Raw genomic sequence first — 25,719 nt, 5'->3', positions numbered from 1 at the left:
CCCCGTATACCCTGCAATGACGTTTTTTCTAAGTGTTGGATTGTTGAATCGAACCTTGTCGGCGCATGAGTTTTGTTAAAACTGTATATATCATCCAGTCCAATTCTCACCATTCATTGTTCGTTATGAACAAATCATTCACTTTAACCACTCAAAACATGTAATTATCATCACCATCCGTGCTCTACTCAACAGCTGTTTTATGAAGTAGAAATCATCTGTTTTTCTCTATTTTTCATGACTCAACAAACCGTTATGATGTAGGTGTCATTAGTGGGTCAGATAGTGTACTCAGCAGCAGTTTCAGACGTTAATGATAAACTCATATATTTTTGTTGTTTTCTCCTGTTTTCCGCCATTTCCTCATAACTTCTGAAAAAGTTGTGCCAATTTTGTGTCACAGTGGTCAAAAGTTCAGCGTTCTGTATAGATTTTTGGCATTTGCAGTTCATATAGCTGTAAAATACAACCAATTTCAGTGCCCTATATAGTGTGCAAAACAGGTTCTTTTTGGCGATACTACGTCAATACGGTTTGTTGAGTAGACATTTGTAGGAGCCGCGATTACTACAAAATCAGCATCGCTGTATGCTTCCTTTGCATCCAGAGTTGCTGTTAGATCCAACTCTTTTTCTGCCAGATACTTCTCAATGTACTCGTCTTGAATCGGAGATTTCTTATTGTTAATTAACTCCATTTTTTCAGGAATAATATCTACCGCAGTCACCTTATGGTGCTGGCTAAGAAGCGTAGCAATGGAAAGGCCAACATATCCCGTTCCAGCAACAGCAATCTTTAAATTTTTAAATTCTCTCATTTCTCTATCCCTCTAATTCTTATTTATAAAACTCAGCGTACCACTCAGCGAAATTCCGCAGACCAGTCCGCAGACTTGTGCTTGGTTTGTAGTCGAAGTCCCGCTCCAACGCACTAGTATCTGCGTAGGTCACAAGTACATCGCCCGGCTGCATCGGAACAAGTTCCTTGTGCGCCTCGAAGTCGTAGTCTTCTGGCAGCACTTTTGCTCTTACTAACTCTTCAGAAAGGATCTGCACGAAGTCCAGCAGATTCTCCGGGTTTTGATTGCCGATGTTATAAACTGCATATGGCGGAATCGGCAAACCATCTTCACCATTCTTTTTGTCCGGTGCTTTCTTCATTACACGGACAACACCCTCAACGATGTCATCCACATAAGTAAAGTCACGCTTGCAATTGCCATAGTTGAAGATTTTGATTGTTTCGCCCTTGACCAGCTTATTGGTGAATCCGAAGTACGCCATATCCGGTCGTCCAGCAGGTCCATAGACCGTAAAGAATCTCAGTCCGGTGGACGGGATGTTGTACAGCTTAGAGTAAGCATGGGCCATCAGCTCATTAGATTTCTTGGTGGCTGCATACAAAGATACGGGGTTATCCACCTTATCATCTGTACTGTACGGAACCTTTTTGTTTGAACCATAAACACTGGAAGAAGAAGCATACACCAGATGCTCCACTCCTGTCTGTCCGTTGTCATAAGAATGCCGGCAGGCTTCGAGGATATTAAAGAAACCCACCAGATTAGATTCCACATAAGCATCCGGATTGGTGATGGAGTAGCGTACACCAGCCTGTGCCGCAAGGTTCACCACTACAGCCGGTTTATACTTTTCAAACAGATCTGTAATTAAAGCCTTATCAGCAATGTTACCATTCACAAAAGTGAATGTAGAATACTTATCCAGCTCATTGAGACGGAACTCCTTCAATGCCACATCGTAGTAAGTATTCATGTTATCAATACCGATCACTGTAGCCGAAGGAACTTCCTCATAGATTCTTTTCACCAGATTTGAGCCAATGAAGCCAGCTGCACCAGTGACTAAAATCGTCTTATTTTTCAAATCTATTGTACTCATTTCTATCTCCTCCATCCAATTCTTTCCACAAAAACAAATCCCGCAACAGAGTATGCGCCTTTGCATTCTATGTTGCGGTCAAGTTCAGTCTTTTCTCTGTAAGTTTTTTCGATACCGTTCCCCCCGGTGCATGTTCTTATCTTAATTCATCAAACTATTTTTCGATGTCGGGCGGCTTCCGGTCTTATCCGGAAGCGCCCGCGCCGTTGCTTGCCATGCCAAGATGTAGATATAAACAACTGTAGTCACCACCGACAGTCCCGCTTCTGTCCGGTACAGGTACCAGATCCGTCCTGCAGCTTAACCCCGTTTATTTCTCCGTCTTCAAAATCCGTGACAGTTCTGCCACGTTTTTGGACGAATCCATAGCTGCATAGGTTACGATCACTTCGCCATTTCCGGTTTCTGTCACCTTTTCAATCAGTAAGGAGGCTGTCACATCCCCGTCATGGGAATCGTAAGCGGTTACGCCTTCCAGCAGCTGATCGGTATCTGTGCCGATTGTATAGGTCTGCTTGGTATCCGGCAGTGTGATCACCGGCGCTGTCCGGTCCATTTGTAAGTAGAAGAATGTGCAAAGCGCAATTAAAGCTGCATCTGCAATAAAAAATCCGATGGTCAGACCTTTTGTACTCATTTTGCATCCTCCTTTTCTCCCGTGTTCTGTTCCGGTACAGCAGTTTCTGTCTCAGCAGCTGTCGCGTCGGTTTTGGAGCCCGCATCCAGCGGCAGTTCACCCTGTGCTTCGTCTGCACCATCCTGTCCGTGGCCGTAATAGTTGCCATAGTAATGGCCATAATATTTTCCATAATAAGGATTCTTATTGGTGTTGACCTTGTTCAGGACACATCCAAGAATCCGGCAGCCTACCTTGTCCAGCTGTTCTTTTACATTCTGAGCAAATTTGTAGCTGATGGCTCCGCTTTCGACAACGAGTACCGTTCCATCGCAGATCGCACCTGCAACCGCGCCGTCGATGACGCTGCCAAGGGGCGGGGTATCTACGATGACATAATCGTATTGCATCCGCAGCACTTCCAGCATATTTTTGAACGCATCGCCTCCCAGAAGCTCACTGGGGTTGGGCGGTACAGGTCCTGCAAAAATAATATCGAAATTGTTGACGTTGGTTCTGCAGCATACATCGTCCAGTTCCATCTGTCCGCTCAGGTAATGGGACAGTCCGTATTTTTCACGGTTTGCTTTATAACGGCCCCGCAGTACAGATTTTCGCAGATCTGCGTCAACCAGAATCGTCTTCTTGCCGCTTTCTGCAAGGGACAGGCATAACTGGAAGGAAACACTTGTCTTTCCTTCGTTTGGCGTACAGCTGGTCAGGGAAATCACTTTGACATTTTTTCCCGCAAAGCTCAGATTGGTACGCAATGTTTTATAGGCTTCTTTTGTTCTGAAATCCAGACGCTCGATGGAGCGAATTATTACGTTCTGCATATTTCCCTGTCACCTCACTTTCCGCTTGTCGCCTGTTTTTTATATTTTTTCTTTTTCTTCTTGCTTTCAGCTTCATTCAGCGGAATCATCGCAAGGGTGGAAATTCCAAGATATTTTTCCACATCCTCTTCCGTCTGAATCGTATCGTTCATCAGGTGGGAAAGGATGACGATGGCTGCTACAATCAGGATACCAAGCATTCCGCCCAGCGCCGTGTTCTTTCTGGCGGAGGGGCTCGCCTTATGGGTCGGTACGTTTGCAGTTTCTACGATATTCACTGTTTCGATATCCATAACGTTGCGGATATGGGTCGAGGCTGTTTCACGGATTGCATTAGCAATTTTCATCGCCGTAACCGGATTGCTGTCCGTCACCGCAATAGAGATCACTCGGGTGTCCGCAGGTGTGCTCACTGTAACCTTATCGCTTAACTGCTCATAACTTAACGGCAGATTCAACTGCTCGATTACCGCTTCCAGTACGAAACGGCTTTTGATCAGTTCCGAATAGTCCTTAACCAGCTGCGTGCCTGCCTGCAGGTCGCTGTAGGTTACATTTGCGTTGCTACTGTCCTGTTTGTTCAGGATATAGATTTTTGTTACAGACTGATACGTGGGCGTCATCAGGAATTTGCTTCCCCCAAAGGCCAAAAGTGCTGTAAACAGTCCCACTGCAATCATCAGCGGAAGCTTTCTCCAGAGTACCAAAAAAAGTTCTACCAGATCGATTTCGGTTTCCTCGTTGCTTCTCTGGTTTTGATTTTCCATGTCTCGTTCCCCTTTTTCTATTCGATGTCTTCCATATCTGTATTGTCCAGAATGTGTGCTGCGTTTTTGTAGAGCAGACGTGCCGCATATTCCGGGCTGCAGTGTCTTTGCAGCCATGAGGCTCCTTCCGCCATCGATACAGACCGTTCTCCCTCTACTCTGTGGGCGTCCGTTCCGATCAGATCTGCAAGCTCTTCTTTTATCAGGCTGCGTGCTGTGCGCTTTAGCTGTCCGCCCAGCAGTCCCGGAAGCTCTCCTGCGTTGATCTGGATCCGGCAGCCCATGTCCTTTAATTCTTCGACCCGGTTGAAATCCTTTACCACGTTCCGATAGCGCTCGGTGTGGGCGACAATCGGACGGTAGCCCTCGCAGAGCAGGTCATACAGGCAGTTCCGGATGTACGCCCATTCTTCGTCCGGTGAAAATTCTGTCAGAATATAATCTGATCCGGCAAGGGTTCCCGCCTTGCCCTGTTTTAACAGCTCGATGGTATCCATACAGCAAAAAATCTCACCACCGCTGTAAAGTCTGATGTCGATTCCGTTTTCTTTCGCAGCCTGCTGCAGCTTCTGTGTCCGTTCCAGTGCGGAAGCAGCGGTAATGCTGCGTCTGTTCGGTTTCTGATGCGGAGTCAGGATAACTGCTGCAACGCCCTGTTTTACTTCCTGGCGCAGCATCGCCAGGCTCTCTTCCAGATTTCTCGCGCCGTCATCCACCTCCGGTAAAATATGACAGTGAATATCTATGTACTGATTTTTCTTCTCCGGCATCTCAGGCCTCACCTCCGGAGTTTTTTTTGCTGTCCGAACTGCTTTTTACGGTCTCCGGTACTGTCTCGCATTCTGATGCAGCCTCCGCCTGTGCTGCCCGAAGTCCGTCGGCAAACAGCCACAGCATCCGCAGGCAGTAATCCTGTAGAATCTGAGGCATCCCGTTGAGTCCGCGCATCAGCTGTTCTTCCTGACTGACTGCGGATTTTTTCTCTTTCTCGCCATAAATCAGCGTATCCAGACTCACTCCATACAAGCGGGACAGGTTAATCAGTGTTTCCACACTCATGCCGCAGGTTCCCCGCTCGATATCCGCATAATATTTATTGACGACACCGAGCCGTTCTGCCACCAGCTCTCTGCTCCAGCCGAGCTCAACCCTACGGGAGCGCAGCCGCTCTCCGGCAGCGATCCGGTCATATGCCGGCTTCTCCTGCTTTCTCTTCATCTTGTCCCCCACTTGTTTCTTTCTGTTCATCCTAACGTATTTCTACTCTAACAATTATGTTTTTTGTCGAAATTACAAACTTCTTTCCAGTCACTTTATTATACCATCTAACGTCTTCTTTGCAAGCAGACAACGTAGCCAATATTTATGTCATTTTGATTAAATTTCTATGAAAAGTGTTAAAAATTGATAGAAAACCTCCTCTTGTATCTCGTATTTCGGATTCTTTCCTTTTCAATTGGCATGTTTTTCCTGGAATCCTGTTCGCCTGAATATACTCTGTTTTCCCCACTATTTTCCGGCTTTTACCCCCCCCCGATCAAAATTTAATCATTTTTACATTGTTATATCGTATATTCTTGTTCTCTATTTTTAATGTTCGTTAAAATGTGTATTTTTGTTTGTTTTATAGTTGGTTTTGCTCTTTCTGCAGTTTTTTTCATTTTATTGTACAGACGCTTTTTCGTATTTTTTAGTCCTGCATGACTTGTTTTTGTCCAATCCGACTAGTACAGCGTTTCGTAAATAACTATACCAATCGCGTAGGATGTGGATTCGAGTGTGCAGGTATAAAAACGCAGGCGTAGCGGGCTACGCTGAGGCTTTTATACCTGTGCAATCGGATTCACAGGCAAGTGAGTGGTATAGTTATTTCGAAAACGATGTACTAGTTTCTATTTTCACTTTTTTCTTTCCAACATGCACCTGTATTGCGCCGACCTCCGCCGTGGAATACCAGCGGATTCCCCGCTCTTCCAGGCGTTTCAGCGTTTCCGGCGCCGGATGCCCGTACCGGTTGTTTTTGCCGCAGGAAATCAGGACCAGCTCCGGCTGTGCCAAATCCAGCAGTGCTTCTCCCGTCGCGTTGGATGCGCCGTGGTGCCCGGCGTCGAGGATGGTGCAGCGGAGGGGATTTTGCGCAGCGGGCTGGGTTGATGGTGCGCACGGGAGTGCCTGCCCCTGCGCAGAGGGCTGGGTTGACGGTGCGCACGGAAATGCCTGCTCCTGCCCAGCGGGCTGGGGCTGCTCCACGGCGGGTCTCGCCTGCTCCACCAGCCAGTCTTCTCCGCTCTTTTCCAGATCTCCGGTCAGCAGCATCTGAAAATCGCCCTGTGACAGGCGCAGCACCAGCGACGCATCGTTGCGATCCTCCGGCACTTTTTTCGCATAGGGGTGCAGGCAGGAGATCTGCAGCGCGCCATCGGTCATGCGCTCTCCCGCAGAAAGGTATTCCACGGAGACCTCCGCCTCTTCGATCTGCTGCAGCAGCGTTTCCAGCACTTCATCCTTCAGCGCCACATCCGGCAGAAAAATGCGCCGGATTTTGACCCGGCTGCTTTTCGACCACTCCAACAGCTCCCCTACCGCGCTGATGTGGTCTTCGTCCCAGTGCGTGATGAAAATTCCTTCCACGCTCCGCGTCCCGATATATTTCAGCCATGGAATAATCTGGTACTGTCCGGTCTTTTTCTTCGACGTACTTCCGGCATCCACCAGATATACATGATGCTCCCGGGTTTCGATTCCAACGCACTCTCCCTGCCCGACGTCCAGCATCGTGACGTTCAGTTCGCCCGGCAGGCGGATCAGGAAAATCCCCATCAGACACACAGCTGCTGCAAGCCGGAGATGCGGACGGAGTTTTTTGCCTGACACAGCCAAAGCGATCAGTCCGATTGTATACACGGCCAGTGCCTGCCAGGTCGGATATCCGGTGTGCAGGATACTGCCCGGAAGCGCCGTTGTAAACCGGCACAGCTGCTCATAGCAGGAAAAAATCGCTTCGATGGCGGCGCAAAGAAGGTGCTGGGGAAGCTCCAGGCAGTGGGCAAGCGCAGTCAGACGGGCGACCAGCTGCAGTCCGATCAGGCACGGCAGCAAGATTCCCATCAGCGGAATGACTGCCAGATTCAGCAGTACCGACCACGGACTCCATTCATAAAAATGAATCAGCAGAAACGGCAGCATCGTCATGGTAATGCCCAGACCGGCAAGGATATTTTTGCGGAGGAGACGGCAGGTCCGGGCGATGACAGCCCGGGCAATATTCCATCCGGTAACTCCATTGGTGACTCGCAGTGAAGGTGCTGCGTCCTCCCAGCCATCCTGCAAAACCGGAATCATTACCGCAATCCCGAGCACTGCCGAAAAAGAAAGCTGGAAGCCTGCATCCAGAATCCGCTGTGGCTTGGGCACAAGTAGAAGCAACGCCGCCACCGCAAGGGAGGTTGGCAGATCGGGCGTGCGTTTGAGCAGTCCCGCCGCCAAAAACAGCAAAAACATGACAAGAGCGCGCCGGGTAGAAATGCCCATTCCGGTCAGCTGCGCGTATACAATCAGAATCCATGTGGAAATTCCGGCGCTCAAAGTAACCGGAAGCCGTACTTTTTTCAAAAGTCCGAACAGTCCTGCGCCGATCAGGGACAGGTGCAGTCCGGAAATTGCCAGCAGATGGCTGATTCCTGCGCCCTGGTATAGCGCTTTTACTTCGCTGTCCATTCCTTTTTTCCGTCCGAGCACCATGGCGGATGCGGTCGCACCGTTCTTTTCCCCCAGCAGCTTCCGGAACAATACCTCCGATTCGTAGCGCAGCTGTGAAAGAAATTCTTCCAGCCGTCCATAGTTTTTTGTCTGAGCGGTAATTTTTGTTTTTCTCAGCGCAAACAGGCAGTCTTTTCTCCGATAATAGGCTGCTGTGTCGAACTCTCCAGGATTCGTTGCCTGCAAAAATGGCGACACTTCACCGAAAACCCGAACATAGCTGCCTGCCTTTGGCAGCGCTTCGTCTTCCTGCAAATAGCACAACGCACTCGCGTTTTTCCCGAATATTTCCTGCATTTCATTGATTTGTGAGGTTGTTTTCTGAGAAGAAATAAGAATTGACATCTGGTCCGCATCTGCCGAACCGGATATCTGTGACAGGTTATCGGTCGTTTCCGCCGAATCCCCTGAAAAAACAAAAGATGAGGCATCTGCCTCGATAGAAAGGTCTTTTAAATAAAAGCTGGCGTTTTCCTGCGCTCCATCTACAGGCTGCCAGCAGTCTGTGACTTTACCCGTCAGGCACAGGGTTTCGCCATCCATGGTTTCCAGCCAGGTGTCAAGCTGTGTAAGCGAGGTGCGTCCGCCAATGGGTGCTTTCTCTGACGTGTCTGTGCCAGCGTCCGTTCCCACCCACTCCGGCAGCAGACGCGCTGCCAGATAGAGGGTCAGGAAAATCAGGATTGCCGCGCACAGCGGTCTTCTGCAGTTTTTTATGATTGTAATTCCTCCGTTTCGTAAACCAGATCAAGGTTCCGGTCAAACACGTTAGACAGTGAAATTTTTTCCCGGAAAATCATATCCGTATTCCCGTTTACCGCAATCTGCACCTTGTTGATGTTCGACAATTCTACCAGAGAGTTGACAATGGAATAGATCTGAACCTCTGCGGAAACATTGTAGGTCTGTGTCAGGAAACCGTTATCCAGGTTTACATAACATGTCCCATCCTTTACCGTCACGCCCAGCACCTTTGTCGCAGGGTTGATGACCGGGTAAAGCTCTTCGTTTTCTGCATCCGGTCCGGCAATCAGCCGCTCTACCACCAGCTTTTCCATGGAAATGTTGCTGCTGTATACAACCGGGTTTGTCTGGACACCGATCAGGCGCTCGCCGTCTTCATTGGTAAAATAAAGAAGCAGACGCGTTTTTTCGTATGCATTGATTTCATTTCCTGCGTTGTCGATAAACAGATCCGCCGTCATAGGACCGACCACGTTGCCAAGGCTGTCCGTCAGCGCTTCTCCGCCGACCGTCACCGAAACATAGGAAATTCCCTCCAGCTGCGTCATCGTGCGCACAATTGCAGCCCGAACCAGCACTTCTGAGGACGGAGACAGCTTTTTATATTCCACACTCATGTCCAGCACCAGCTGATCGTCTTTGACATTCCAGCTGTTAATCGCAAAACCGCTGATCGGCGAACGTAAAGACAGCTCTACCGGATTTTCCTTCAGTTGGGAAATACCCCATTCCGCCTGTTTGGAAAGAGTGTCGCCCTCCGGCTCTTTTTCCACTGCCGTGATTTTCGTTTCTTCTTTATTAATATAATAAACGCTGACCGTATTTGCAGGCGTCTCTTCTTTCTTCCCGCACCCGGCAAATATTCCGGTCAACAGCAGACAGCCCAAAAGCAGCGCAACCGCCCGCATTTTTCTGATCTCTGACATAATCTTCTCCAAATTTTCTGAAATCACTTGATGTAAGACAAGGGGATTTTCACCGTAAAGGTCGTGCCCTGTCCTTCCACGCTGCTCACTTTGATCGAACCACGGTGCAGCAGAATCGCATTTCTGGTGATGGCAAGTCCAAGGCCGGTGCCGCCGATTTCACGGGAATGCGATTTATCTACTCTGTAAAAACGTTCATAAATATGCTCGTAATCCTCCTCCGGGATACCGATGCCGGAGTCGGAAACCTCTACTGTAAAAAATTGATGATCCGCGTCCAGAAGCACCTTGACCCAGCCGTGTTCTTTATTGTATTTAATCGCATTTTCCACAAGGTTCGTGAAAATCTGAGATATTTTGACCTCGTCCACCTCTGCCGTAACCGGGCGCAGGCTTTCCAGAACCACCTCGATGTCCCGTTTGCGGGCGATGGGACGCAGGCGCTTTAGCGTCGTTTCCAACAGCTCATTGATATCCACTGCGGAAATGTCCATTGAGCCTTCGGTTTTGTCCATTTTTACAAGGGAAAGCAGATCGTTGATGATTTTATTTTCCCGCTCGATTTCCTCCGTAATGTCCTGCATAAACTCCTGATACAGCTCCACCGGCACGTCCGGCTGCTGATTCAGGGAATCCGCCAGCACCTTGATCGAGGTCATGGGTGTTTTCAGCTCGTGAGACACATTTGATACGAATTCCTGCCTGGAATCGTTGATGACCTTCATTCTGCCCAGCAGCTGGTTGAAGGCATCCACGATATGCTCGGTTTCCAGATAATCCGGTACGGAAATCGGCTCGTCCGTGAAACCGTCCTTGACCTCACTGATCGCCTGGGTTACGCGCTTAAAGGGCATAATCAGGATGTGCGAGAAGAAAAAGACGATGCCGATAATGATAATTCCCATCACGATTTCCAGAATCAGGGCTTTCCGGCTCAGGATGTCCAGCGTCGTCGCAATGCTGTCTGTCGATGCACTGGCCAGAATCACGCCGCGTACGATGCTCGTCTGCCCTTTTTCCCCGTCTACCGTCTCCGTAATCGGAACCGTCATCTCGATATAGCCGTTCGTCTTGTCGTAGCGGGTCGTACTTTCCCCGCGGAAGCACTTGATCACCTCCTCGGAAATCATCGTTTTCCCCTCGCTCATGGCGTAGGTGTCTTTCACAATGCGGAAATTGCTGTTGATAATCAGCACACGACCGTCATACAGGTTGGACATCTGCTCCAGCTCGGCATTGACAACATCGGAGGTTGGATTTTGCAGGTAGTTGTAATTGACCAGGTGATTTGCGATAATCCGGTACTGGGACGCGACGTCCGAGCCGCGCAGATTAACCGCACGTTCTTCGTAATTATTCAGAATGCCCAGCCGCATGATGTCGCTGGGCACGATTCCGATGATCAGCATCAGGAGGAAAATGTAGGCCTTCAGGCTGCGGAAGATCGGAATTTTATAAGTGAGCCGCCGGAATAATCCGGGGGTTTTGCTGCTTGTGTTCATGAATGCCTCCGGGGGAAGGGGTGTAAAAGGATGGGGCTGGCGTCCGGGACGCTGCCGACGGGAAACCGGACCTTTTGCTTCGCAAAAGCCCGGTTCGCGTTGCTCACCGGGTTACCGTCTGAAATCCGGCGAACTTTTCTGCAAGCAGAAAGTTCGCCATTTTTCATCCGTAGTCCGGTTCTGCTTATACGCGGAAGAAGTACCCCACTCCCCATTTGGTGTGGACGTAGCGGGGTTCGCTGGGGTTGGTTTCAATTTTTTCGCGGAGGCGGCGGATGTGGACGTCTACGGTTCGGACATCCCCGGGATAGTCTGCGCCCCAGACGAGGTTCAGCAGTTTTTCACGGCTGTAGACTTTACTCGGATTGCGGATCAGAAGCTCCAGCAGGTCGAATTCTTTTGCAGTGAGATTGACCTCTCTGCCGGAAATGCTGACGCGGCGGCTTTCGCAGTCCACGCGCATATCTCCGCTTTCCAAAATGCTTTCCGGCTTTGCGATCTGTCCTCTCGCAGAAGTACGGCGCATGATCGCCTTGATGCGCGCCTTTACCTCAAGGATGTTAAAGGGCTTGGTGATATAATCATCTGCACCATATTCCAGTCCCATGATTTTGTCCATGTCGTCGTTTTTGGCTGTGAGCATTACGATCGGAACATCCGAAAACTCCCGAATCTGCTGGCATACTTCGGTTCCGCTCAGTTTTGGCAGCATAATGTCGAGCAGAATCATATCAAATTTCTGCTCTTTCGCACACAGCAGTGCCTCTTCTCCGTCATATGCGCAGGTCACTTCCATTCCGTCCTGCTCCAGACTGAACCGGATTCCTTTTACAATCAGCTTTTCATCGTCCACAACCAAAACTTTCTTTGCCATGTTTCTCCCTTTTCCCGACCGGACAATCCGTTTCTCGCTGTTTGTCCGGATTCTTTCTGTCTATGATTAAACTGTAATTTTGTCTTTGATTTTTGAAAATGCAGCCTGCTTGATTCCGCTGATTTTCATGATATCCTCAATCTTTGCAAACGCTCCATGCTGCTCCCGATAGCTTATGATCGCCTTTGCCCGGCTTTCCCCGATTCCAGGCAGCGTCATGAGTGCAGCAACGTCCGCTGTGTTGAGGTTGACCAGACCGTTCTCCAAGGCCGGAGCGCTGTTGCTTCGCACATTTCTGTCTGTCGTTTGCATATCGCTGTCCGGCGAAGTCTGGATCCCGGCTTTCTTTTCTGTCTGTCCGTCAGCGCAGCTTTCCGATTTTGTCATGATATAAATCTGACAACCGTCCACGATTTCTTCCGCCAGGTTGCAGCATGCTTCATCCGCTTCCGGTAAAAAACCGCCTCCGGCCTCCACGGCGTCTATAATTCTGCTGCCTGCCGGAAGCTCATATACCCCCGGAGCGGATACTGCTCCACAGATATGCACCACAAGGGTTTTTGCTTCCTCTAAGGAAGCATCGGAGAGCTCTGTCCGATCTGTGCTTCCGGCACTTGGCTCAGCCTTGCGGTTTTGATCCGTGTCCCCGGCATTTGACTCAGCCTCGCGGTTTTGGTCTGTATTCCCGGCATTTGGTTCAGCCTCGCGGTTTTGGTCCGTGTCTTCGACCTTTGATTCTACTTTGCGGTTTCCATCCCCATAGGCTATGCTTTCCTTTTCCGACAAAAAGAGCTCTTCCCGCTGTGCCCCACAGGCCCCTAGCGTCGGGCATAGCGTTGCCCACAGAATTCCCCATAAAACCACTCTCCAAAGCCGGTCTGTTCTTTTTTTCTGTTTCCAGGATCTCAATTTTTCTCCTGCGGCGCGGCATGCCGCAGCAACTGTTTGAAATATCGGCATTTTATCCTCCATTCCGCAGGCGCTTTGCGCCGAAGGAACCGCGAGCAGAACTTCCAGTTCTGCGCTGCGATCCTGGCTACTTTGTGACGCCTGCGGCACAAAGAGCTGTGTGAAAAATAAGCGATCACGCTTATTTTTCACACCATCTCCTTTTCCATATTCGAAAAGGCCCCATTTCCTGCCGCATATCAGTATTGTATGTCAGAACCGGGTATTTGACAAGCCGGAAAGCTTTCCAAAAATGCTTCCGTCACAGCCCCTATTTCCTGTATTTTGCCAATACGGAAAGCATTTTCCCAACGTCCAGCGGTTTGGGCAGATGCTCATTCATTCCTTCCCGCTTCACCCGTTCTGCATCCTCCAAAAAGGCGTTGGCCGTCAAAGCAATGATGGGGATACTTTCGGCATCTGCACGGCCGCTGCTGCGGATCGCCCGCGCCGCTTCGTAGCCGTCCATTACCGGCATCATCAGATCGGTCAGGATCGCATCAAAGGTACCTGCCGGCTGCTCCAGATAGCGCTCCACCTCTTCTTTTCCATTATATGCCTTTGTGATCTGTACACCTGCATCTGTCAGAAAGGTTTCCGCGATCTCCATATTCAGCTCATTGTCCTCTGCAAGAAGCACACGCATTCCGGTAATATCCGCACTCTGATCCCCTTCTTCGATCTTCTTACATTCCTGTTCTTTGGGTCCTTCAAACAGGAGCGTGACCGTAAATGTGGTTCCAGCTCCCTTCTCGCTCTCCACCGTAATCGTTCCGCCCATCTTGTCGACCAGATGTCTGACGATGGACATTCCCAGTCCGGTTCCCTGGGTTACACTTTTCTCATCGGTATTTTCCCGTGAAAAGGGTTCATACAGGTGGGGAAGAAATGCTGTGCTCATGCCGATTCCGTTATCCGAAATTACGGTTCGGCAGGATATCCGGCTTTCCCCGATCGCCTTTATAGTCACCTGACACAGGACATGTCCGCCGGCATCCGTATATTTGATCGCATTCCCCAAAATATTGATAAAGATCTGTCTGACATGCAGAGGGCTTCCAAGCACACAGCCGGTTGCTTTACCTTCTGTCTGTTCCTCATACGTTAAACGGACTCCCTTATCTGCTGCCCGGGGTTCCACGATCGTGATAATTTCCCGCCAGAGCTCTTTTAAGCAAAAGGGTTCTTTTGTAAGCTGAAGGTTTTCTTCATCCAGCTTGTTAAACTCCAGTACATCGTTGATCAGCTCCAGCAGATGATTTGCCGCAACCTTTTCCTTTACACGGTTTGCATCCACCAGCGCTCTGTCCTCCCTGTGGCGGTCGCTGATTTCGATCATTCCGATAATGCCGTTTAACGGTGTCCGGATATCATGTGACATTCGGGACAAAAATCCGGTTTTTGCTGCATTTGCACGCTCTGCCGCCTCCTTTGCCTGCTTTAACTCCTCTTCATTTTTATCAATCGCAGCGACCGAGCGCTCCGTAATATAAAAAATGATCAAAAAAGAAAGCACCAGTACCAGAAACATGGTTGCTGCAACATAGATCAGATTTTGGTTCGCCTCTAAAATACCGTAGGAAACTGCAAGATTATATTCCCCATATTTTTCATAGACCAGATACTGCTTTCTGCCACTGATTTTCGCACTGGTCCGATACCGCTTTCCTTCCTGCAGTTTTCCTCCTTCCAGCCGATCGGAATCCTGCAGCTCATAGAGCAATACATCCTGCCGCGTGGTTGCTAGCATTTTTCCTGTGGTGGCATTTAGCAGAAAAATATTCATTCCGGAGGTGATCGGCATCTGCCGAACCAGATTTTCCACGCTGGCACTGTTCATTTTTGCAAGCAGTCGGCTGGGGGTAATGCCAATCTGGATCATGGCCGTGCCGGAAGAATTCCAGACGATGGCATACATCATCATTTTCCCTTCTGCAGTATTCGGCACCATATCCTGACACATGGAAAGCTTTTTATCTGTCAGCATGGGCTTAAAATATCCCATTTGCTCGCCGGAAGAAAAGCTGTAGCCAAAATACTCCGGATTGGTTCCTGCAACGATACAGCCGCTCGTATTGAAAATGTGGATTTCGTCCACACGCAGCTGTTTTGCGATCTTACGGTACTCCACTGTGGTCTGATATAGTCTTCCTTCCATTTCAAGGAGATTTGCCACCGTCTCTGCCCGCAGCGTATATTCTTCCTTCAGGGTTTCCAGAAGCGTCTGATAGCTTTCTTTATTTTCTTCGATCACATCCTCCAGCTGCTGCAGGATCATCTCGCTGGCGTTCCAGGCATTATGCCGATTGCTCAGCATCTGAAGAGAAACGCTTCCTATCCATATGATAATAAACGATGTCAGAATGATTCCGTAAATCCGTCTGGTCCGATTTCTATTTTTACTCATAAAGCGGCGCTCCCTTCGTGAACTGTACACTAAGTATAGCATTTTTTCGATGTTTTACATAGTGTCTTGTGTTTCTTTGCAGACAAGTCTATACTGACCTTGTGTAGTATTAAAAACGGAGGATTATTTTTCTTTATGAGTAAGCAGGCAGCACAAAACACAACAAATCAGATCACTGAAGGAGTCATCTGGAAGCAGCTTCTGATTTTCTTTTTCCCTATTTTATTTGGAACATTTTTTCAGCAGCTCTATAACACTGCGGATGCGATCATCGTCGGCAACTTTGTCGGTAAGGAAGCGCTTGCCTCTGTCGGGGGCTCTGCTTCCACGATTATCAACCTGCTCGTCGGATTTTTCGTCGGTCTTTCTTCCGGTGCAACTGTTATCATTTCCCAGTATTACGGCGCAGACAACCGGCGCAGGGTCAGTGATTCCGTTCATACCGCTATTGCACTGGCGATTGCAGGCGGCGTTGTAATTATGCTGATCGGTCTTGTTTCCGCACGCTTTGCCCTGACCGCGATGGGAACGCCGGACGACATCCTTTCCCTTTCCCTGACTTATATGAAAATTTATTATCTCGGCACGATTCCGTCCATGATCTACAACATGGGCTCCGGTATTCTGCGCGCTGTCGGCGATTCCAAACGGCCGCTCTATTTCCTGATCGCTTCCTGTCTGGTCAACATTGTGCTCGACCTTTTATTTGTCGCCGTGCTCGACATGGGCGTTGCCGGAGCTGCGATTGCGACGATTGCGTCCCAGTTTTTCTCCGCGATTCTGACCCTGATCGCCCTGCTGCGCACCCAGGATTCCTATCGCCTGATCGTTTCCAAAATCCGGTTTCACCGCGATCTTTTATTTGATATCATCAAAATCGGTCTGCCTGCCGGTCTGCAGTCCGCAATGTATTCGATTTCCAACCTGTTGATCCAGTCCTCCATCAACTCCTTCGGAACCGACACGATCGCCGCCTGGACCGCTTATGGAAAAGTGGACAGTATTTTCTGGATGATTATGGGTGCTTACGGCGTTTCCATCACGACCTTCGCCGGACAGAATTTCGGCGCCGGAAAATACGACCGTATCAAAAAAAGTGTCCGCATCTGTCTCGGTCTTGCTGCCGTGACCAGCCTTTTCCTCAGCTTTATCGTTTTGAATTTCGGCGGAACGATCCTGCTTTTATTCACACGCGATACCAATGTCATCAACATCTGCATCGGCATGATGCGTGTCGTTTCTCCCGCCTACATCACTTACATCTGCATCGAAATCCTTTCCGGTACCTGCCGCGGCTGCGGGGATTCCTTTTTCCCGATGCTGCTGACCTGCTTTGGGGTCTGTGTCCTGAGAATTCTCTGGATCACGATTGCCGTTCCCCTCAGACACGAGGTCGCAACAGTGGCATTTTCCTATCCACTGACCTGGACCATTACATCGATCTTGTTTATCCTCTATTATAAGCGTGGAAAATGGATGCAGAAGGATACCCTGCGCAATGCGCCCCAGGGGCAGGGTAAGAACGCGTAAGCGCTTCCGTAAAAAAATCCCGGCAGAGCCTTTTTTAGGGGCTTTGCCGGGATTTTCTGTTACAGAACTTTTAGCAATTGAATCAATTTTTGCGATTTCTTCGCTCTGTGATTCGTTTCTTTTACTGCAAATCTTTTAAATCCATTTTCCACTTCATAAAACTGCATCAGATGCTCTTCATTTTCTGCCTCCAGAAAAAATACCATGCCTCCGGTCATATACTGTAATTTCAGAATGGTATCAACAGCTGCCTGAAGCAACTGCTTTCCTGTAATTTTCCGATTTGCCCCATTTCTAAAATTTTTTCCCAGCTGAGCAATCAGATACGCAGAAAGTGTATATGTAAGTTCATTTTCCCGTTGCTCACTGACTCTGGCTATTTTACGTTTCGTCGTGTTACTGAACTTCTCCGCACTGGCGCAAATCGGTTTAATCGCCAGCGTAAAGTAGCCTACCAGCGAAGCATCCTGACTGTGGAATACCAAATACGTTACTGACTGATTCTTCTTTGTAAATTCTATCGCCTGTTCCTTTAAAAATCGTTCAACATCGGCGTTTTTACTGCAGGAAAATTCGGAGAGAAGTTCTTTCAATTCCTCCTCTCCAAATCTTCCATTTTCTGTTGCAGCCAAATACTCACGAATGTTTAACACTGTAACCTCGTTAAGCATTTACCTCTTTTCTCTTCGCCATAAACTTTCTGATGTCTTCTGCTCCGCGCAGATGGGTAATTCTCAACTCATTTTCCGTCTTTCTGCAGAGAGATTCCATATAGGAACTTTCAATCGCATCCGCAAACAATTCTGCCTGTTTTTCTCCAGAAACCAAAAAGTTCTTTTTAATACTCGAAGTTGCTATATTTAACACCTCCCCTTATAGTATGCCGCACCAATTATCATATCTCTATTATATGCGTTTAAAACATTTTTTCAATACAATCCAAGCTGTTTACTCTGCGATTTCCGCCGATGCTTCTGCAGCAGTTTCCTGCTTCAACACCTCCGCTGCCTGCTTTGCTCCGTCTGCGTTGATCGTGATATTGCGGTTCACTTTTGCATCATAGGTTCCTGCTTTTACAACTTCCGCAAGGTCGATGCCCACGGTTTCTTTCATGGTTTCAAACAGCTTTGTCATCACTGCCGGTACGTTTCCTGCTACCTGGTCCACACCGTTTGATCCGTCCGAACCGCCGATGATCGTGATCTTGTCGATCTGGGTCAGAGGCTCTGCGATCTTGCCTGCGATATCGGGCAGCACCTTGATCAGCATTTCCGCCATTGCCGCGTTGTTGTATTTCTGATAAGCCTGCGCACGTTTTTCCATCGCTTCCGCCTCCGCAACACCTTTGGCGCGAATCGCTTCTGCTTCCGCTTCGCCGACCATGCGGATACCTTTGGCTTCCTGTTCTTTAGAGAACAGATCTGCTTCCGCCTTCGCACGCTGCGCCTCTGCAGCCTTTTCCGTTTCAAATTTCTTTGCTTCCGCTTCTTTCTGGCGTTCAAACAGCTCTGCTTCCGCTTTCTGCTGACGTTCGAATTTCTCCGCTTCCGCTTTTTTCTTAACCTGTGCATCCAGCGATTTTTCCATCGTTTCTGCTTCACGCTGTTTTAAGAGCACCAGACGTTCCTCTTTTGCAATGTTGGCATTTGCCGCAGTTACTTCGATGGTCTTTCGCTGTTCCTCTTTCTGGATCTCATATGCCGCATCCGCTTCCGCTCGCTTGCTGTCCGCGTTTTTCTGAAGCTCTGCCTTCTGCATATCCAGCTCGTTGTTCTTGATGGCGATCTCTCTTTCGGAATTGATCCGCGCGTCGTTGGACTGACGATCCGCTTCCGCCTTTGCTACCGCGATTTCTTTTTCTGCCTCAGCCTTTGCAATCGCTGCCTTTTTCTTGATCTGGGAAATGTTGTCGATACCAAGGTCATCAATGACACCGTTGGAATCCGTAAAGTTCTGCACATTGAAGCTGACAACGTCCAGACCCATGGCAGCCAGGTCAGGCTCGGCATTTTCCTTTACCAGGTCCGCGAATTTCTGGCGGTCGCTGACCATTTCCTCCAGACGCATGCGGCCTACGATCTCACGCATGTTGCCTTCCAGAACCTCTCTCGCTACCTGCGCAATGTACTGGGTGTTCTGATTCAGGAAGTTTTCTGCTGCCTGCTTTAATTTTTCGGGCTCGCTGGAAACCTTGACGTTAACTGCTGCGTCCACCTGAATGTTGATGTAATCCGCCGTCGGCACCGCTGCTTCTGTCTTCACATCGATCGGGATCAGCTTTAAGCTCAGCTTGTCAAGACGTTCCAGAAACGGGATCTTGATACTCGATTTCCCGATAATGATCTTTTTGCGCAGGCCGGAAATAATAAATGCCGTGTCCGGAGGTGCTTTCACATACCCGGAAGCGATAATTCCAAGCAGCGCGATCACTGCGATTATGGCAACAACAGCTCCTAAACTAATTCCTGTAAACATACTCATTCTCCTTTTCTCCACCGGTCTGGTGGACTCGTAAAGTAAATAGCTTCGGTCGCTGTCAGGCGACTTTTCCGGAAAAGTGCTTTTCCCCCGGAGGGTTTTGTTTCCTATGGACACCCTTTCCAACGAAACAAAAAACGAGGCCTCTATTACAGCCTGACAGCTGCAATAAAAGTCTCGCGCGTTTCATTTAATACGGACATCTGCAGCAAATCGATTATCATCTGGCTGCTTGTCGGGGTGACGGTTTCAAACCACCTCTCGGTGCTGGCTACTCCCTTTTATTGTTGAAATAAATTATAGCACTTTTTTATATTTTGTCAACACCCTGTCGATATATCGTTCTATCAAAGAAATGTTTGCGTCAGACCGAATACATATTTTGAGGCACCGCATTTGGAGAATATCTGGGAATGATTTATGATTTCTATTGACATAAAAATCTGCTCTGCCTATAATAATAGTAGTAGGAAAAGCGTGCTTTTCCAGTGGGCTAACACTAAAATCTGATATGCTTGTCAATCCTGTGATTGACCGTTGGCGGACAACACTAAAATCCGATATTTTTACCGGTATTTTACCGGTCGTTGGCAGACAACATTAAAATTAGCCACAAAGAGGGAGTATATAGTACAATGGTGCTATTGCTCTCTCTTTCCATATCTATTATTTATGATCTTTCAGGAAAATCTATGTATATGTAGTCTAACCGTTATTCTTTATGGAGGATTTCCGAACTATTTATGAAGTTTACAAAAGAAGACGCACGTAAAAGAGTTCTGAATTGTGCGAAGCAATATCAACAAAACCTTTTGCATAAGAAGTTGCTTATCATTTTCAGAGAAAGACAGGATAATTCCATTCGGTTTATAGAGGTCATATTTCATGAGAGAAATTACCAACACCTGACCGGATTGGAAATGAAGGGATACAGCGATTTTTTTGTTTTTCAACTGTCAAAGACAGGATTGTAGCACTTTTTTATATTTTGTCAACACTCTGTCTCCCGCTGTCAGGGTTGTTTCATGAAGCGATAAATTCAAACATTTTTGGCTATTCAATTATTCTTCGTGAAACAACCCTGCTTATACAGGCAAGACATTTTATGCAACTTTTTTATGCTTCTTCCCGTTTATGCTATTGCTTTGCCAGAACATGAAAATAAAAAGGAATCTCCGGCGCACAGGAGCTGCACGTTCATCTAAGCTCCGGCCAGTACTTTACATTTGCTTCTATCAAATCGTCCAGTATTAACTTAGCAACCGCCGCGCTTGGAACTGTTTTAGACATGGTAATCGCCTGCCACATTTTTTGATAGCTTTTCTCAACCCAGGCGTCAACAACCAGCTTTTCCGCCGCTACCTGCTGCTCCATAAGCCCTTTTTCGAATACCGGTATTTTCCCGACCTTTAATGGTTCATATCCATTCTTCCCTACAATACAGGGAATCTCAATCATTGCGTCATAGGAAAAATTTTCAATCGCGCCATGATTGGGCACGATTAGCAACATTCTTTCCTGTGTGTTATATGCCAGCGCTCTTGCCAGATCAACAATATACTCCGCATGATTTCCCACTTCGAAGCCGCAATTTTCCACATTCTTTGTCTGAATAAGCCTTCGAGCCTCTTCAAACACCCGTTTTTCTCTCCCCTCCCTTACTTCATCTGTTCTTGTGTAATTTAAATCTGAGTGCTTCACCACATAGTCCGGGTATAAATAATACTTTAAATACGTATTTGGAATGAAATTCGGGTCAACCGCATAGACGTCTTTCGCCTTATTATAAGTATCCGTCCAGCTTTTATCATCTGTATGCCCATCTATTTGGGAAGTATTAAACCCGTTCTCTTTCACGTAGGCCTTAATTACCGGCATTAAATCCTTTCCGTTTTTATCCCTTATGTCACTCCACCAGCCAAAGTGATTCAGCCCAAAATACCTGGTAATCATCTCCTTTCGGGATTTCAGCCCGCAGATGACAGCCATTCGTGCCTCTATTCCAACGGGCATATCACAGATATTGATGATTCTTGCGTCCGGCCTGAGCCGGTTTGTTGCTTCCGCAACGATTGCCGCGGGATTCGAATAATTCAGCATCCACGCATGCGGAGAGTACGTTTCCATATAATCGATTAACTCGATTACAGGTCCGATGGAACGCATTCCATATGCCAGACCTCCCGGTCCGCAGGTTTCCTGCCCTACCACACCATATTTCAGCGGTATTTTTTCATCCTTTCCGCGCATCTCATACTTACCAACGCGGATATGTGCCATTACAAAATCGACATCAGTAAATGCGGTTTCCGGATCAGTTGTATATGAAAATTCAATTTCAGGAGCCTTATGCTCAATAAGCACGCCACATGCTTCGCCAATTATTTTCTGCCTCTCCTCATCGTTGTCATAGAACTTTATTTTTCTGATGGGAAACTGCTCTCTTTTTTCTAACAATAAGAGCAGAATTTCCGGAGTAAACGTACTTCCGCCCCCGGCAATCAGAATTGAAAATTTTTTCATTATCCCTCCTCCTTTTTTAACATAGGATCATTTTTATCAAAGCCATAAAAATAAGTAAGCAAAAACGTTACTACACACGCAATAAGAGCGCTGATAAAGAACAGGATAAAATTCTTAGTCCCGCCCTGGAAGAAGGAAAGCGCGTTTCCTATAAGGGGAAAGCTGGGTCCCAGATAGTAAACTACATCGGTAAAAGCCGCAAATAACCCGCCGCAAATTCCTCCGACCGCCAATGCGATTAATGTCTTTTTATATTTCATACCGATTCCGTAAAGCACCGGCTCACTGACACCTCCCACATTGTGGGTGATAAATAACTGGAATACATTCATTCGTTCTTTTTTATTTTTGATTTTCAGTAAAGCAGCCAGCTCCAACCCCAACAACGCCTGGTTTGTAAGCGTCGCCGGAAGAACAGTCGTGTCATAACCTAAGGAATATAAATTAGGAAGGATAACCGCATATAAGATCGGCATATGCATACCGGTCAAGATCAGGAACGGCCACAAGCCGCCTATGATTCCCACCAATAACGGGGCGCTGTCAAGCATTAAAATAACCTGGGCAATCCCCTCACCGATTAAAGTTCCCAACGGGCAGAATAAACATAATTCCAGCGGTAACATGATAAACATTTCAATAAACGGCTTAATTGATGTAGACAACATCTGCGGAATAACCTTACTGATCAGCATATCTACATATTTTAAGGCAAAAACACTTAACAGGATCGGAAAAATTGTCGTTCCATAGGTTCCGAGCTTACATGGTATTCCCAGTATTGTAAACGCTTCGCTTGTAGTTGCAATTTCAACAAATTCCGGAACAAGCATCATTCCGCCAAGATACATTCCTAAAATAACGTTAAGCCCGAGTTTTTTCGCGGCGGTGTAGCCCAAATAAATCGGTAGGAAATAAAAACATGCATTATACGCAAAGTTAAACGTTATATACAAATCACTTGTCGTTTCCCATATCGCTAACACATCCGGACCGCATACTACGGCAACCGTTTTAAATAAACCTGCGGCACAATACGCCGGAATCATCGGTGACATGACAGCGGACATAAATTCAAATAACTGGGCAAAAAACTGTTTTATCCCTTTTTTTTCTTTTGGAGCGTCCAGATTCTCGGCAATTTCCTCCTGAGTTCCAAATCCCCCGATTTCTACCACCTTTTTATAAAGCTCAGGAACAGCCTGCCCGATAATGATTTGATATTGTCCCCCTGACGTGACAACCCCTAAAACACCCTGGATCTTTTCAATTTCTTCCGTATTTGGAATACTTGAATCCTTTAATTGAAAGCGCAAACGGGTAACACAATGATATACATTAATAACATTATCCTTGCCGCCTACCTTTTCCAGTAAAGTAACAGCTAACTTATGATAGTTTTGATTCATTGAATTTTGCAGGAAAGACCCCCCTTTCCTGATTCCTCCTCTCATTTTTTTTACAATCATTGAGGATATGCAACCACCCCACCCGGTATAAATGGAATACAGGTTCCTTTAAGCTCTATGCAGTCAAATCAGAAAATGAAATTAACTCAATCCCGTTTTCTAAAATAAAGTCCTTCATTTCTGTTGAAAGGTAGAATTCAAGATCTCTCATTCTCTCCAAGCTGCAGGACGATAATTTTAACAGATCAGCATCAACAAAGCCCGGGTGGCAGACAAGCGCCACATACTCAAATCCCTTTAGATATTCCAGGTTGTCAAAAAATAATTTCATCGGATCGCGGTTCAACTGTTCCATTGCATGAAACTCTTTTCCTCTGGTTGACAGATTCATTAATTCGTCATTTTTTATCGGCGCGTCACGAAAGTCTATGATATTATATTTTTTGTACAGATCATCACAAAACGGAACTCCTGTCTCAGCTGATAACGTCCGGTACGCTTCCTCCATAGAGCCGGTTTGAATGGAATGCCCACACAGATAGGCAGGCGCTTTCCCGCATAAATCAACAAAACGCTGATACTGTGCCGCTATTTCTTTATATACTTCATGAAACGGTAATAACTCATTCTGCCCTTCTTTCGTAGCCCATTTTGGATCATTCACTCTGATTTTTGAGCTGATAAAACGGCCATTTTCATCAACCAAATGTGGAATTTCCCTGTAATCTGATACGCAGGGACCGCAAACCAGATTAAAGTCTATTCCAAAACAGCAGGTTTCCCTTTCTTTTACAAATTGTGCCGCCCATGGGGCGATCTCCATATTCGTAAACATGCCCGAGCTTGTTAAAATCCCATGATCAAATGCTTCGATGATTCCATACGTAACACTTTTTGTAATTCCATAATCATCACCTTTAACCAAAAGCTTCATTTTTCTTCCTCCTTTATTGCAGATACATCGTTTTCGTAAAACAGCCTTTTAAATGAAAGCTCAAATTGCCTGTATTCAATTTTCAAGGAGCACTTAGCAAACCGAACGGCAGAAAAATATTGACATGTCAGTATTTCTCAGTACACTGATGACGCATAAGGATTACAGTGCGATACAGCTAATGTACGGTTCCTGCAAAAATAAAACCCCAGCACTCTCATGCTGAGGTAATGCCCTTGCGGTTACAATCCTCTCGTGTACATAACCGAGTAACATGTATCATAAGATACAGCAATTCGTTACTTGTACAGCTTTTCTTAAATTCTTTATATAAATATTGATCAATATTATATACGCAGTTATAGATATCGGGATAAGTATTTTTCATATTATCATACAGTTCATCAATATTACCGTCCATAAATTCTTCATTATTTTCTTTTCTTAGGACATAATATTTCAAGTGAATTTTAAACCTGAAATAATTGAAGTCATTTTTATCAAGAACAATGCCAAAATAATCCTCTATAATTTTTGTTACGTTTTTAATGATTCGGGTAATTTGACTCTGGTGCTGCTGATCATCCTGATTCGTTTTTCCTTCCAGTGCATTCAGCAAATGCATGGTTATACTTGTAACCTCCCCTTTATCCAGGCATACCTGATATTTTGCATTAATATTTTTGACGATCCATTTTGCCAGCTTTGTCAAGTGGGGATATTCAAACTCAATTTCATAAGAATAAGGTAGCGATATTTGCATTCCCTTACGATATCTGGTAACTGCAAAATTGATATGATCTGCAAGGATAAACACCAGATTAGGATTCAGATTACCGCCAATTTTACTCTCTATGGCATCAACGATACGGCTTGTAAAAAGGAACATGTTCTCCGGAATCTCCGACAACAAATTGTAATATCGGTAATCTATATCATAAAATGAACGCTCTATTTTTGACATATCATTAATACTATAAGGGAGTTCTCCAAAGCCGATACCCTTGCCAAACAAGACTACCTCGTGCCCGTTTCCGTCAACACCAATGGCTACATTATTATTGATTTTTTTGACAATCATCATAGCAATACCTTCTTACCCTTTCATTAGTACTCCCTTTTATCACTACGATTTCTTCCTGCGTATCAAGCTGTTTTCAACAGCGTCCTGTAAGTTGCTTTGAAAAACCAAGCAATAAATGTTTATAAAATAAAAAAACTCTTTGCGCACCCATCCCCTTAGGTGATGCCTCAAAGAGTTACAATCCCTTGTTACATGTAAATGATATCACTATTTAAAACAGTTGTCAACCGGATTTTTTCTCCTGTAGCGCCTGACAGCGAAAAGGGATGCCGCCCGACAAAACAGCAGCTTCAAATCCCTGTTTGTCGATCCGGCATCCCTTCTCTTCTTTTCCATTTGCCTGCATGCGGTCAGTGGGACTCGAACCCACACGGTTGCCCATTGGCACCTAAAACCAACGCGTCTGCCAATTCCGCCATGACCGCTCACCGCTTCGGCAGCCGGTTGTTTCGACTGCCGAAGGTTTCTCTTTCGTATAACT

General features: G+C 46.8%; 22 protein-coding genes and 1 tRNA gene. 2 read left to right on the top strand and 21 right to left on the bottom strand.

Features of this window, described 5'->3' with window-relative positions:
- Positions 1 to 475: 475 nt before the first annotated feature.
- From OCV62_RS14475 to OCV62_RS14415, 13 genes are all read right to left on the bottom strand, one after another.
- Complete coding sequence (locus OCV62_RS14475) at positions 476 to 817, bottom strand: family 4 glycosyl hydrolase (protein ID WP_262587511.1); 342 nt, start codon at positions 815 to 817, stop codon at positions 476 to 478.
- Between the two features lie 19 nt (positions 818 to 836).
- Complete coding sequence (locus OCV62_RS14470) at positions 837 to 1,901, bottom strand: NAD-dependent epimerase/dehydratase family protein (protein ID WP_317258852.1); 1,065 nt, start codon at positions 1,899 to 1,901, stop codon at positions 837 to 839.
- 310 nt (positions 1,902 to 2,211) lie between these two features.
- Complete coding sequence (locus OCV62_RS14465) at positions 2,212 to 2,538, bottom strand: hypothetical protein (protein WP_262587509.1); 327 nt, start codon at positions 2,536 to 2,538, stop codon at positions 2,212 to 2,214.
- Positions 2,535 to 3,353, bottom strand: coding sequence for a CpsD/CapB family tyrosine-protein kinase (locus OCV62_RS14460; RefSeq protein WP_262587507.1), 819 nt, complete (start codon positions 3,351 to 3,353; stop codon positions 2,535 to 2,537). The genes OCV62_RS14465 and OCV62_RS14460 overlap by 4 nt, the downstream gene beginning before the upstream one ends.
- A 14-nt stretch (positions 3,354 to 3,367) precedes the next feature.
- A complete protein-coding gene (locus OCV62_RS14455; RefSeq protein WP_262587505.1) occupies positions 3,368 to 4,120 on the bottom strand; it encodes a YveK family protein in 753 nt (250 codons plus the stop codon).
- 17 nt (positions 4,121 to 4,137) lie between these two features.
- Positions 4,138 to 4,890, bottom strand: coding sequence for a CpsB/CapC family capsule biosynthesis tyrosine phosphatase (locus OCV62_RS14450; protein ID WP_262587503.1), 753 nt, complete (start codon positions 4,888 to 4,890; stop codon positions 4,138 to 4,140).
- 1 nt (position 4,891) lies between these two features.
- On the bottom strand, positions 4,892 to 5,368 hold the full coding sequence (locus OCV62_RS14445; protein ID WP_262587501.1) for a helix-turn-helix domain-containing protein: 477 nt from the start codon (positions 5,366 to 5,368) through the stop codon (positions 4,892 to 4,894).
- A gap of 618 nt (positions 5,369 to 5,986) precedes the next feature.
- Positions 5,987 to 8,512: a ComEC/Rec2 family competence protein gene (locus OCV62_RS14440; protein ID WP_262587499.1), complete on the bottom strand. Its 2,526-nt coding sequence runs from the start codon at positions 8,510 to 8,512 to the stop codon at positions 5,987 to 5,989.
- A gap of 80 nt (positions 8,513 to 8,592) precedes the next feature.
- On the bottom strand, positions 8,593 to 9,549 hold the full coding sequence (locus tag OCV62_RS14435) for a GerMN domain-containing protein (RefSeq protein ID WP_262587498.1): 957 nt from the start codon (positions 9,547 to 9,549) through the stop codon (positions 8,593 to 8,595).
- A 23-nt stretch (positions 9,550 to 9,572) separates the two neighbouring features.
- Positions 9,573 to 11,051 carry a sensor histidine kinase gene (locus tag OCV62_RS14430; RefSeq protein ID WP_262587496.1) on the bottom strand — a complete coding sequence of 493 codons (1,479 nt, stop codon included), beginning with the start codon at positions 11,049 to 11,051 and terminating at the stop codon, positions 9,573 to 9,575.
- Between the two features lie 184 nt (positions 11,052 to 11,235).
- Positions 11,236 to 11,925, bottom strand: a complete 690-nt coding sequence (locus tag OCV62_RS14425; protein WP_117961987.1) for a response regulator transcription factor — start codon at positions 11,923 to 11,925, stop codon at positions 11,236 to 11,238.
- Between the two features lie 66 nt (positions 11,926 to 11,991).
- A complete protein-coding gene (locus tag OCV62_RS14420) occupies positions 11,992 to 12,897 on the bottom strand; it encodes a helix-hairpin-helix domain-containing protein (RefSeq protein ID WP_262587494.1) in 906 nt (301 codons plus the stop codon).
- A gap of 247 nt (positions 12,898 to 13,144) precedes the next feature.
- The gene (locus OCV62_RS14415; protein ID WP_262587492.1) at positions 13,145 to 15,280 is read right to left on the bottom strand and encodes an ATP-binding response regulator; all 2,136 of its coding nucleotides are present in this window, start codon (positions 15,278 to 15,280) and stop codon (positions 13,145 to 13,147) included.
- Positions 15,281 to 15,415: 135 nt separating this feature from the next.
- Between OCV62_RS14415 and OCV62_RS14410 the strand changes: the two genes are divergently transcribed.
- The gene (locus OCV62_RS14410) at positions 15,416 to 16,810 is read left to right on the top strand and encodes an MATE family efflux transporter (RefSeq protein WP_262587491.1); all 1,395 of its coding nucleotides are present in this window, start codon (positions 15,416 to 15,418) and stop codon (positions 16,808 to 16,810) included.
- A 59-nt stretch (positions 16,811 to 16,869) separates the two neighbouring features.
- Here the strand turns inward: OCV62_RS14410 and OCV62_RS14405 are convergent, their stop codons facing one another.
- Entirely contained in the window at positions 16,870 to 17,481 is a 612-nt protein-coding gene (locus tag OCV62_RS14405; protein WP_262587489.1) for a GNAT family acetyltransferase, read from the bottom strand.
- Between the two features lie 277 nt (positions 17,482 to 17,758).
- Positions 17,759 to 19,285 (bottom strand): flotillin family protein, encoded by a 1,527-nt coding sequence (locus tag OCV62_RS14395; RefSeq protein WP_021915269.1) that lies wholly within the window; start codon positions 19,283 to 19,285, stop codon positions 17,759 to 17,761.
- A gap of 746 nt (positions 19,286 to 20,031) precedes the next feature.
- On the opposite strand from OCV62_RS14395, the gene OCV62_RS18725 reads away from it, so the two are divergent.
- Positions 20,032 to 20,262 carry a PBECR4 domain-containing protein gene (locus OCV62_RS18725; protein ID WP_021915271.1) on the top strand — a complete coding sequence of 77 codons (231 nt, stop codon included), beginning with the start codon at positions 20,032 to 20,034 and terminating at the stop codon, positions 20,260 to 20,262.
- A gap of 223 nt (positions 20,263 to 20,485) precedes the next feature.
- Here the strand turns inward: OCV62_RS18725 and OCV62_RS14390 are convergent, their stop codons facing one another.
- From OCV62_RS14390 to OCV62_RS14365, 6 genes are all read right to left on the bottom strand, one after another.
- A complete protein-coding gene (locus tag OCV62_RS14390; protein WP_021915272.1) occupies positions 20,486 to 21,811 on the bottom strand; it encodes a 6-phospho-alpha-glucosidase in 1,326 nt (441 codons plus the stop codon).
- Positions 21,811 to 23,220 carry a PTS transporter subunit EIIC gene (locus OCV62_RS14385; RefSeq protein ID WP_262587484.1) on the bottom strand — a complete coding sequence of 470 codons (1,410 nt, stop codon included), beginning with the start codon at positions 23,218 to 23,220 and terminating at the stop codon, positions 21,811 to 21,813. Before OCV62_RS14385 ends, OCV62_RS14390 begins: the two co-directional genes overlap by 1 nt.
- Before the next feature lie 115 nt (positions 23,221 to 23,335).
- Positions 23,336 to 24,154, bottom strand: a complete 819-nt coding sequence (locus tag OCV62_RS14380) for a ChbG/HpnK family deacetylase (protein ID WP_021915274.1) — start codon at positions 24,152 to 24,154, stop codon at positions 23,336 to 23,338.
- A 217-nt stretch (positions 24,155 to 24,371) separates the two neighbouring features.
- Positions 24,372 to 25,238 carry a PRD domain-containing protein gene (locus tag OCV62_RS14375; RefSeq protein ID WP_262587481.1) on the bottom strand — a complete coding sequence of 289 codons (867 nt, stop codon included), beginning with the start codon at positions 25,236 to 25,238 and terminating at the stop codon, positions 24,372 to 24,374.
- 223 nt (positions 25,239 to 25,461) lie between these two features.
- Entirely contained in the window at positions 25,462 to 25,620 is a 159-nt protein-coding gene (locus tag OCV62_RS14370) for a hypothetical protein (RefSeq protein WP_262587480.1), read from the bottom strand.
- Positions 25,584 to 25,663: transfer RNA gene (locus OCV62_RS14365), tRNA-Leu, on the bottom strand. The genes OCV62_RS14370 and OCV62_RS14365 overlap by 37 nt, the downstream gene beginning before the upstream one ends.
- Positions 25,664 to 25,719 lie beyond the last annotated feature (56 nt).

This window comes from Gallintestinimicrobium propionicum (assembly GCF_025567525.1).
Classification (GTDB): Bacteria; Bacillota; Clostridia; order Lachnospirales; family Lachnospiraceae; genus Gallintestinimicrobium; species Gallintestinimicrobium propionicum.
The sequence above is the reverse complement of the archived record's forward strand: the minus strand, read 5'-3'. Positions and strand labels throughout refer to the sequence as shown.

Bases quoted from the DNA above. Each gene is read 5' to 3' on its own strand.
- OCV62_RS14475 (WP_262587511.1), bottom strand. From the start codon at position 817: ATGAGAGAATTTAAAAATTTAAAGATTGCTGTTGCTGGAACGGGATAT.
- OCV62_RS14470 (WP_317258852.1), bottom strand. From the start codon at position 1,901: ATGAGTACAATAGATTTGAAAAATAAGACGATTTTAGTCACTGGTGCA.
- OCV62_RS14465 (WP_262587509.1), bottom strand. From the start codon at position 2,538: ATGAGTACAAAAGGTCTGACCATCGGATTTTTTATTGCAGATGCAGCT.
- OCV62_RS14460 (WP_262587507.1), bottom strand. From the start codon at position 3,353: ATGCAGAACGTAATAATTCGCTCCATCGAGCGTCTGGATTTCAGAACA.
- OCV62_RS14455 (WP_262587505.1), bottom strand. From the start codon at position 4,120: ATGGAAAATCAAAACCAGAGAAGCAACGAGGAAACCGAAATCGATCTG.
- OCV62_RS14450 (WP_262587503.1), bottom strand. From the start codon at position 4,890: ATGCCGGAGAAGAAAAATCAGTACATAGATATTCACTGTCATATTTTA.
- OCV62_RS14445 (WP_262587501.1), bottom strand. From the start codon at position 5,368: ATGAACAGAAAGAAACAAGTGGGGGACAAGATGAAGAGAAAGCAGGAG.
- OCV62_RS14435 (WP_262587498.1), bottom strand. From the start codon at position 9,549: ATGTCAGAGATCAGAAAAATGCGGGCGGTTGCGCTGCTTTTGGGCTGT.
- OCV62_RS14430 (WP_262587496.1), bottom strand. From the start codon at position 11,051: ATGAACACAAGCAGCAAAACCCCCGGATTATTCCGGCGGCTCACTTAT.
- OCV62_RS14425 (WP_117961987.1), bottom strand. From the start codon at position 11,925: ATGGCAAAGAAAGTTTTGGTTGTGGACGATGAAAAGCTGATTGTAAAA.
- OCV62_RS14420 (WP_262587494.1), bottom strand. From the start codon at position 12,897: ATGGAGGATAAAATGCCGATATTTCAAACAGTTGCTGCGGCATGCCGC.
- OCV62_RS14415 (WP_262587492.1), bottom strand. From the start codon at position 15,280: ATGAGTAAAAATAGAAATCGGACCAGACGGATTTACGGAATCATTCTG.
- OCV62_RS14410 (WP_262587491.1), top strand. From the start codon at position 15,416: ATGAGTAAGCAGGCAGCACAAAACACAACAAATCAGATCACTGAAGGA.
- OCV62_RS14405 (WP_262587489.1), bottom strand. From the start codon at position 17,481: ATGCTTAACGAGGTTACAGTGTTAAACATTCGTGAGTATTTGGCTGCA.
- OCV62_RS14395 (WP_021915269.1), bottom strand. From the start codon at position 19,285: ATGTTTACAGGAATTAGTTTAGGAGCTGTTGTTGCCATAATCGCAGTG.
- OCV62_RS18725 (WP_021915271.1), top strand. From the start codon at position 20,032: ATGAAGTTTACAAAAGAAGACGCACGTAAAAGAGTTCTGAATTGTGCG.
- OCV62_RS14390 (WP_021915272.1), bottom strand. From the start codon at position 21,811: ATGAAAAAATTTTCAATTCTGATTGCCGGGGGCGGAAGTACGTTTACT.
- OCV62_RS14385 (WP_262587484.1), bottom strand. From the start codon at position 23,220: ATGAATCAAAACTATCATAAGTTAGCTGTTACTTTACTGGAAAAGGTA.
- OCV62_RS14380 (WP_021915274.1), bottom strand. From the start codon at position 24,154: ATGAAGCTTTTGGTTAAAGGTGATGATTATGGAATTACAAAAAGTGTT.
- OCV62_RS14375 (WP_262587481.1), bottom strand. From the start codon at position 25,238: ATGATGATTGTCAAAAAAATCAATAATAATGTAGCCATTGGTGTTGAC.
- OCV62_RS14370 (WP_262587480.1), bottom strand. From the start codon at position 25,620: ATGGGCAACCGTGTGGGTTCGAGTCCCACTGACCGCATGCAGGCAAAT.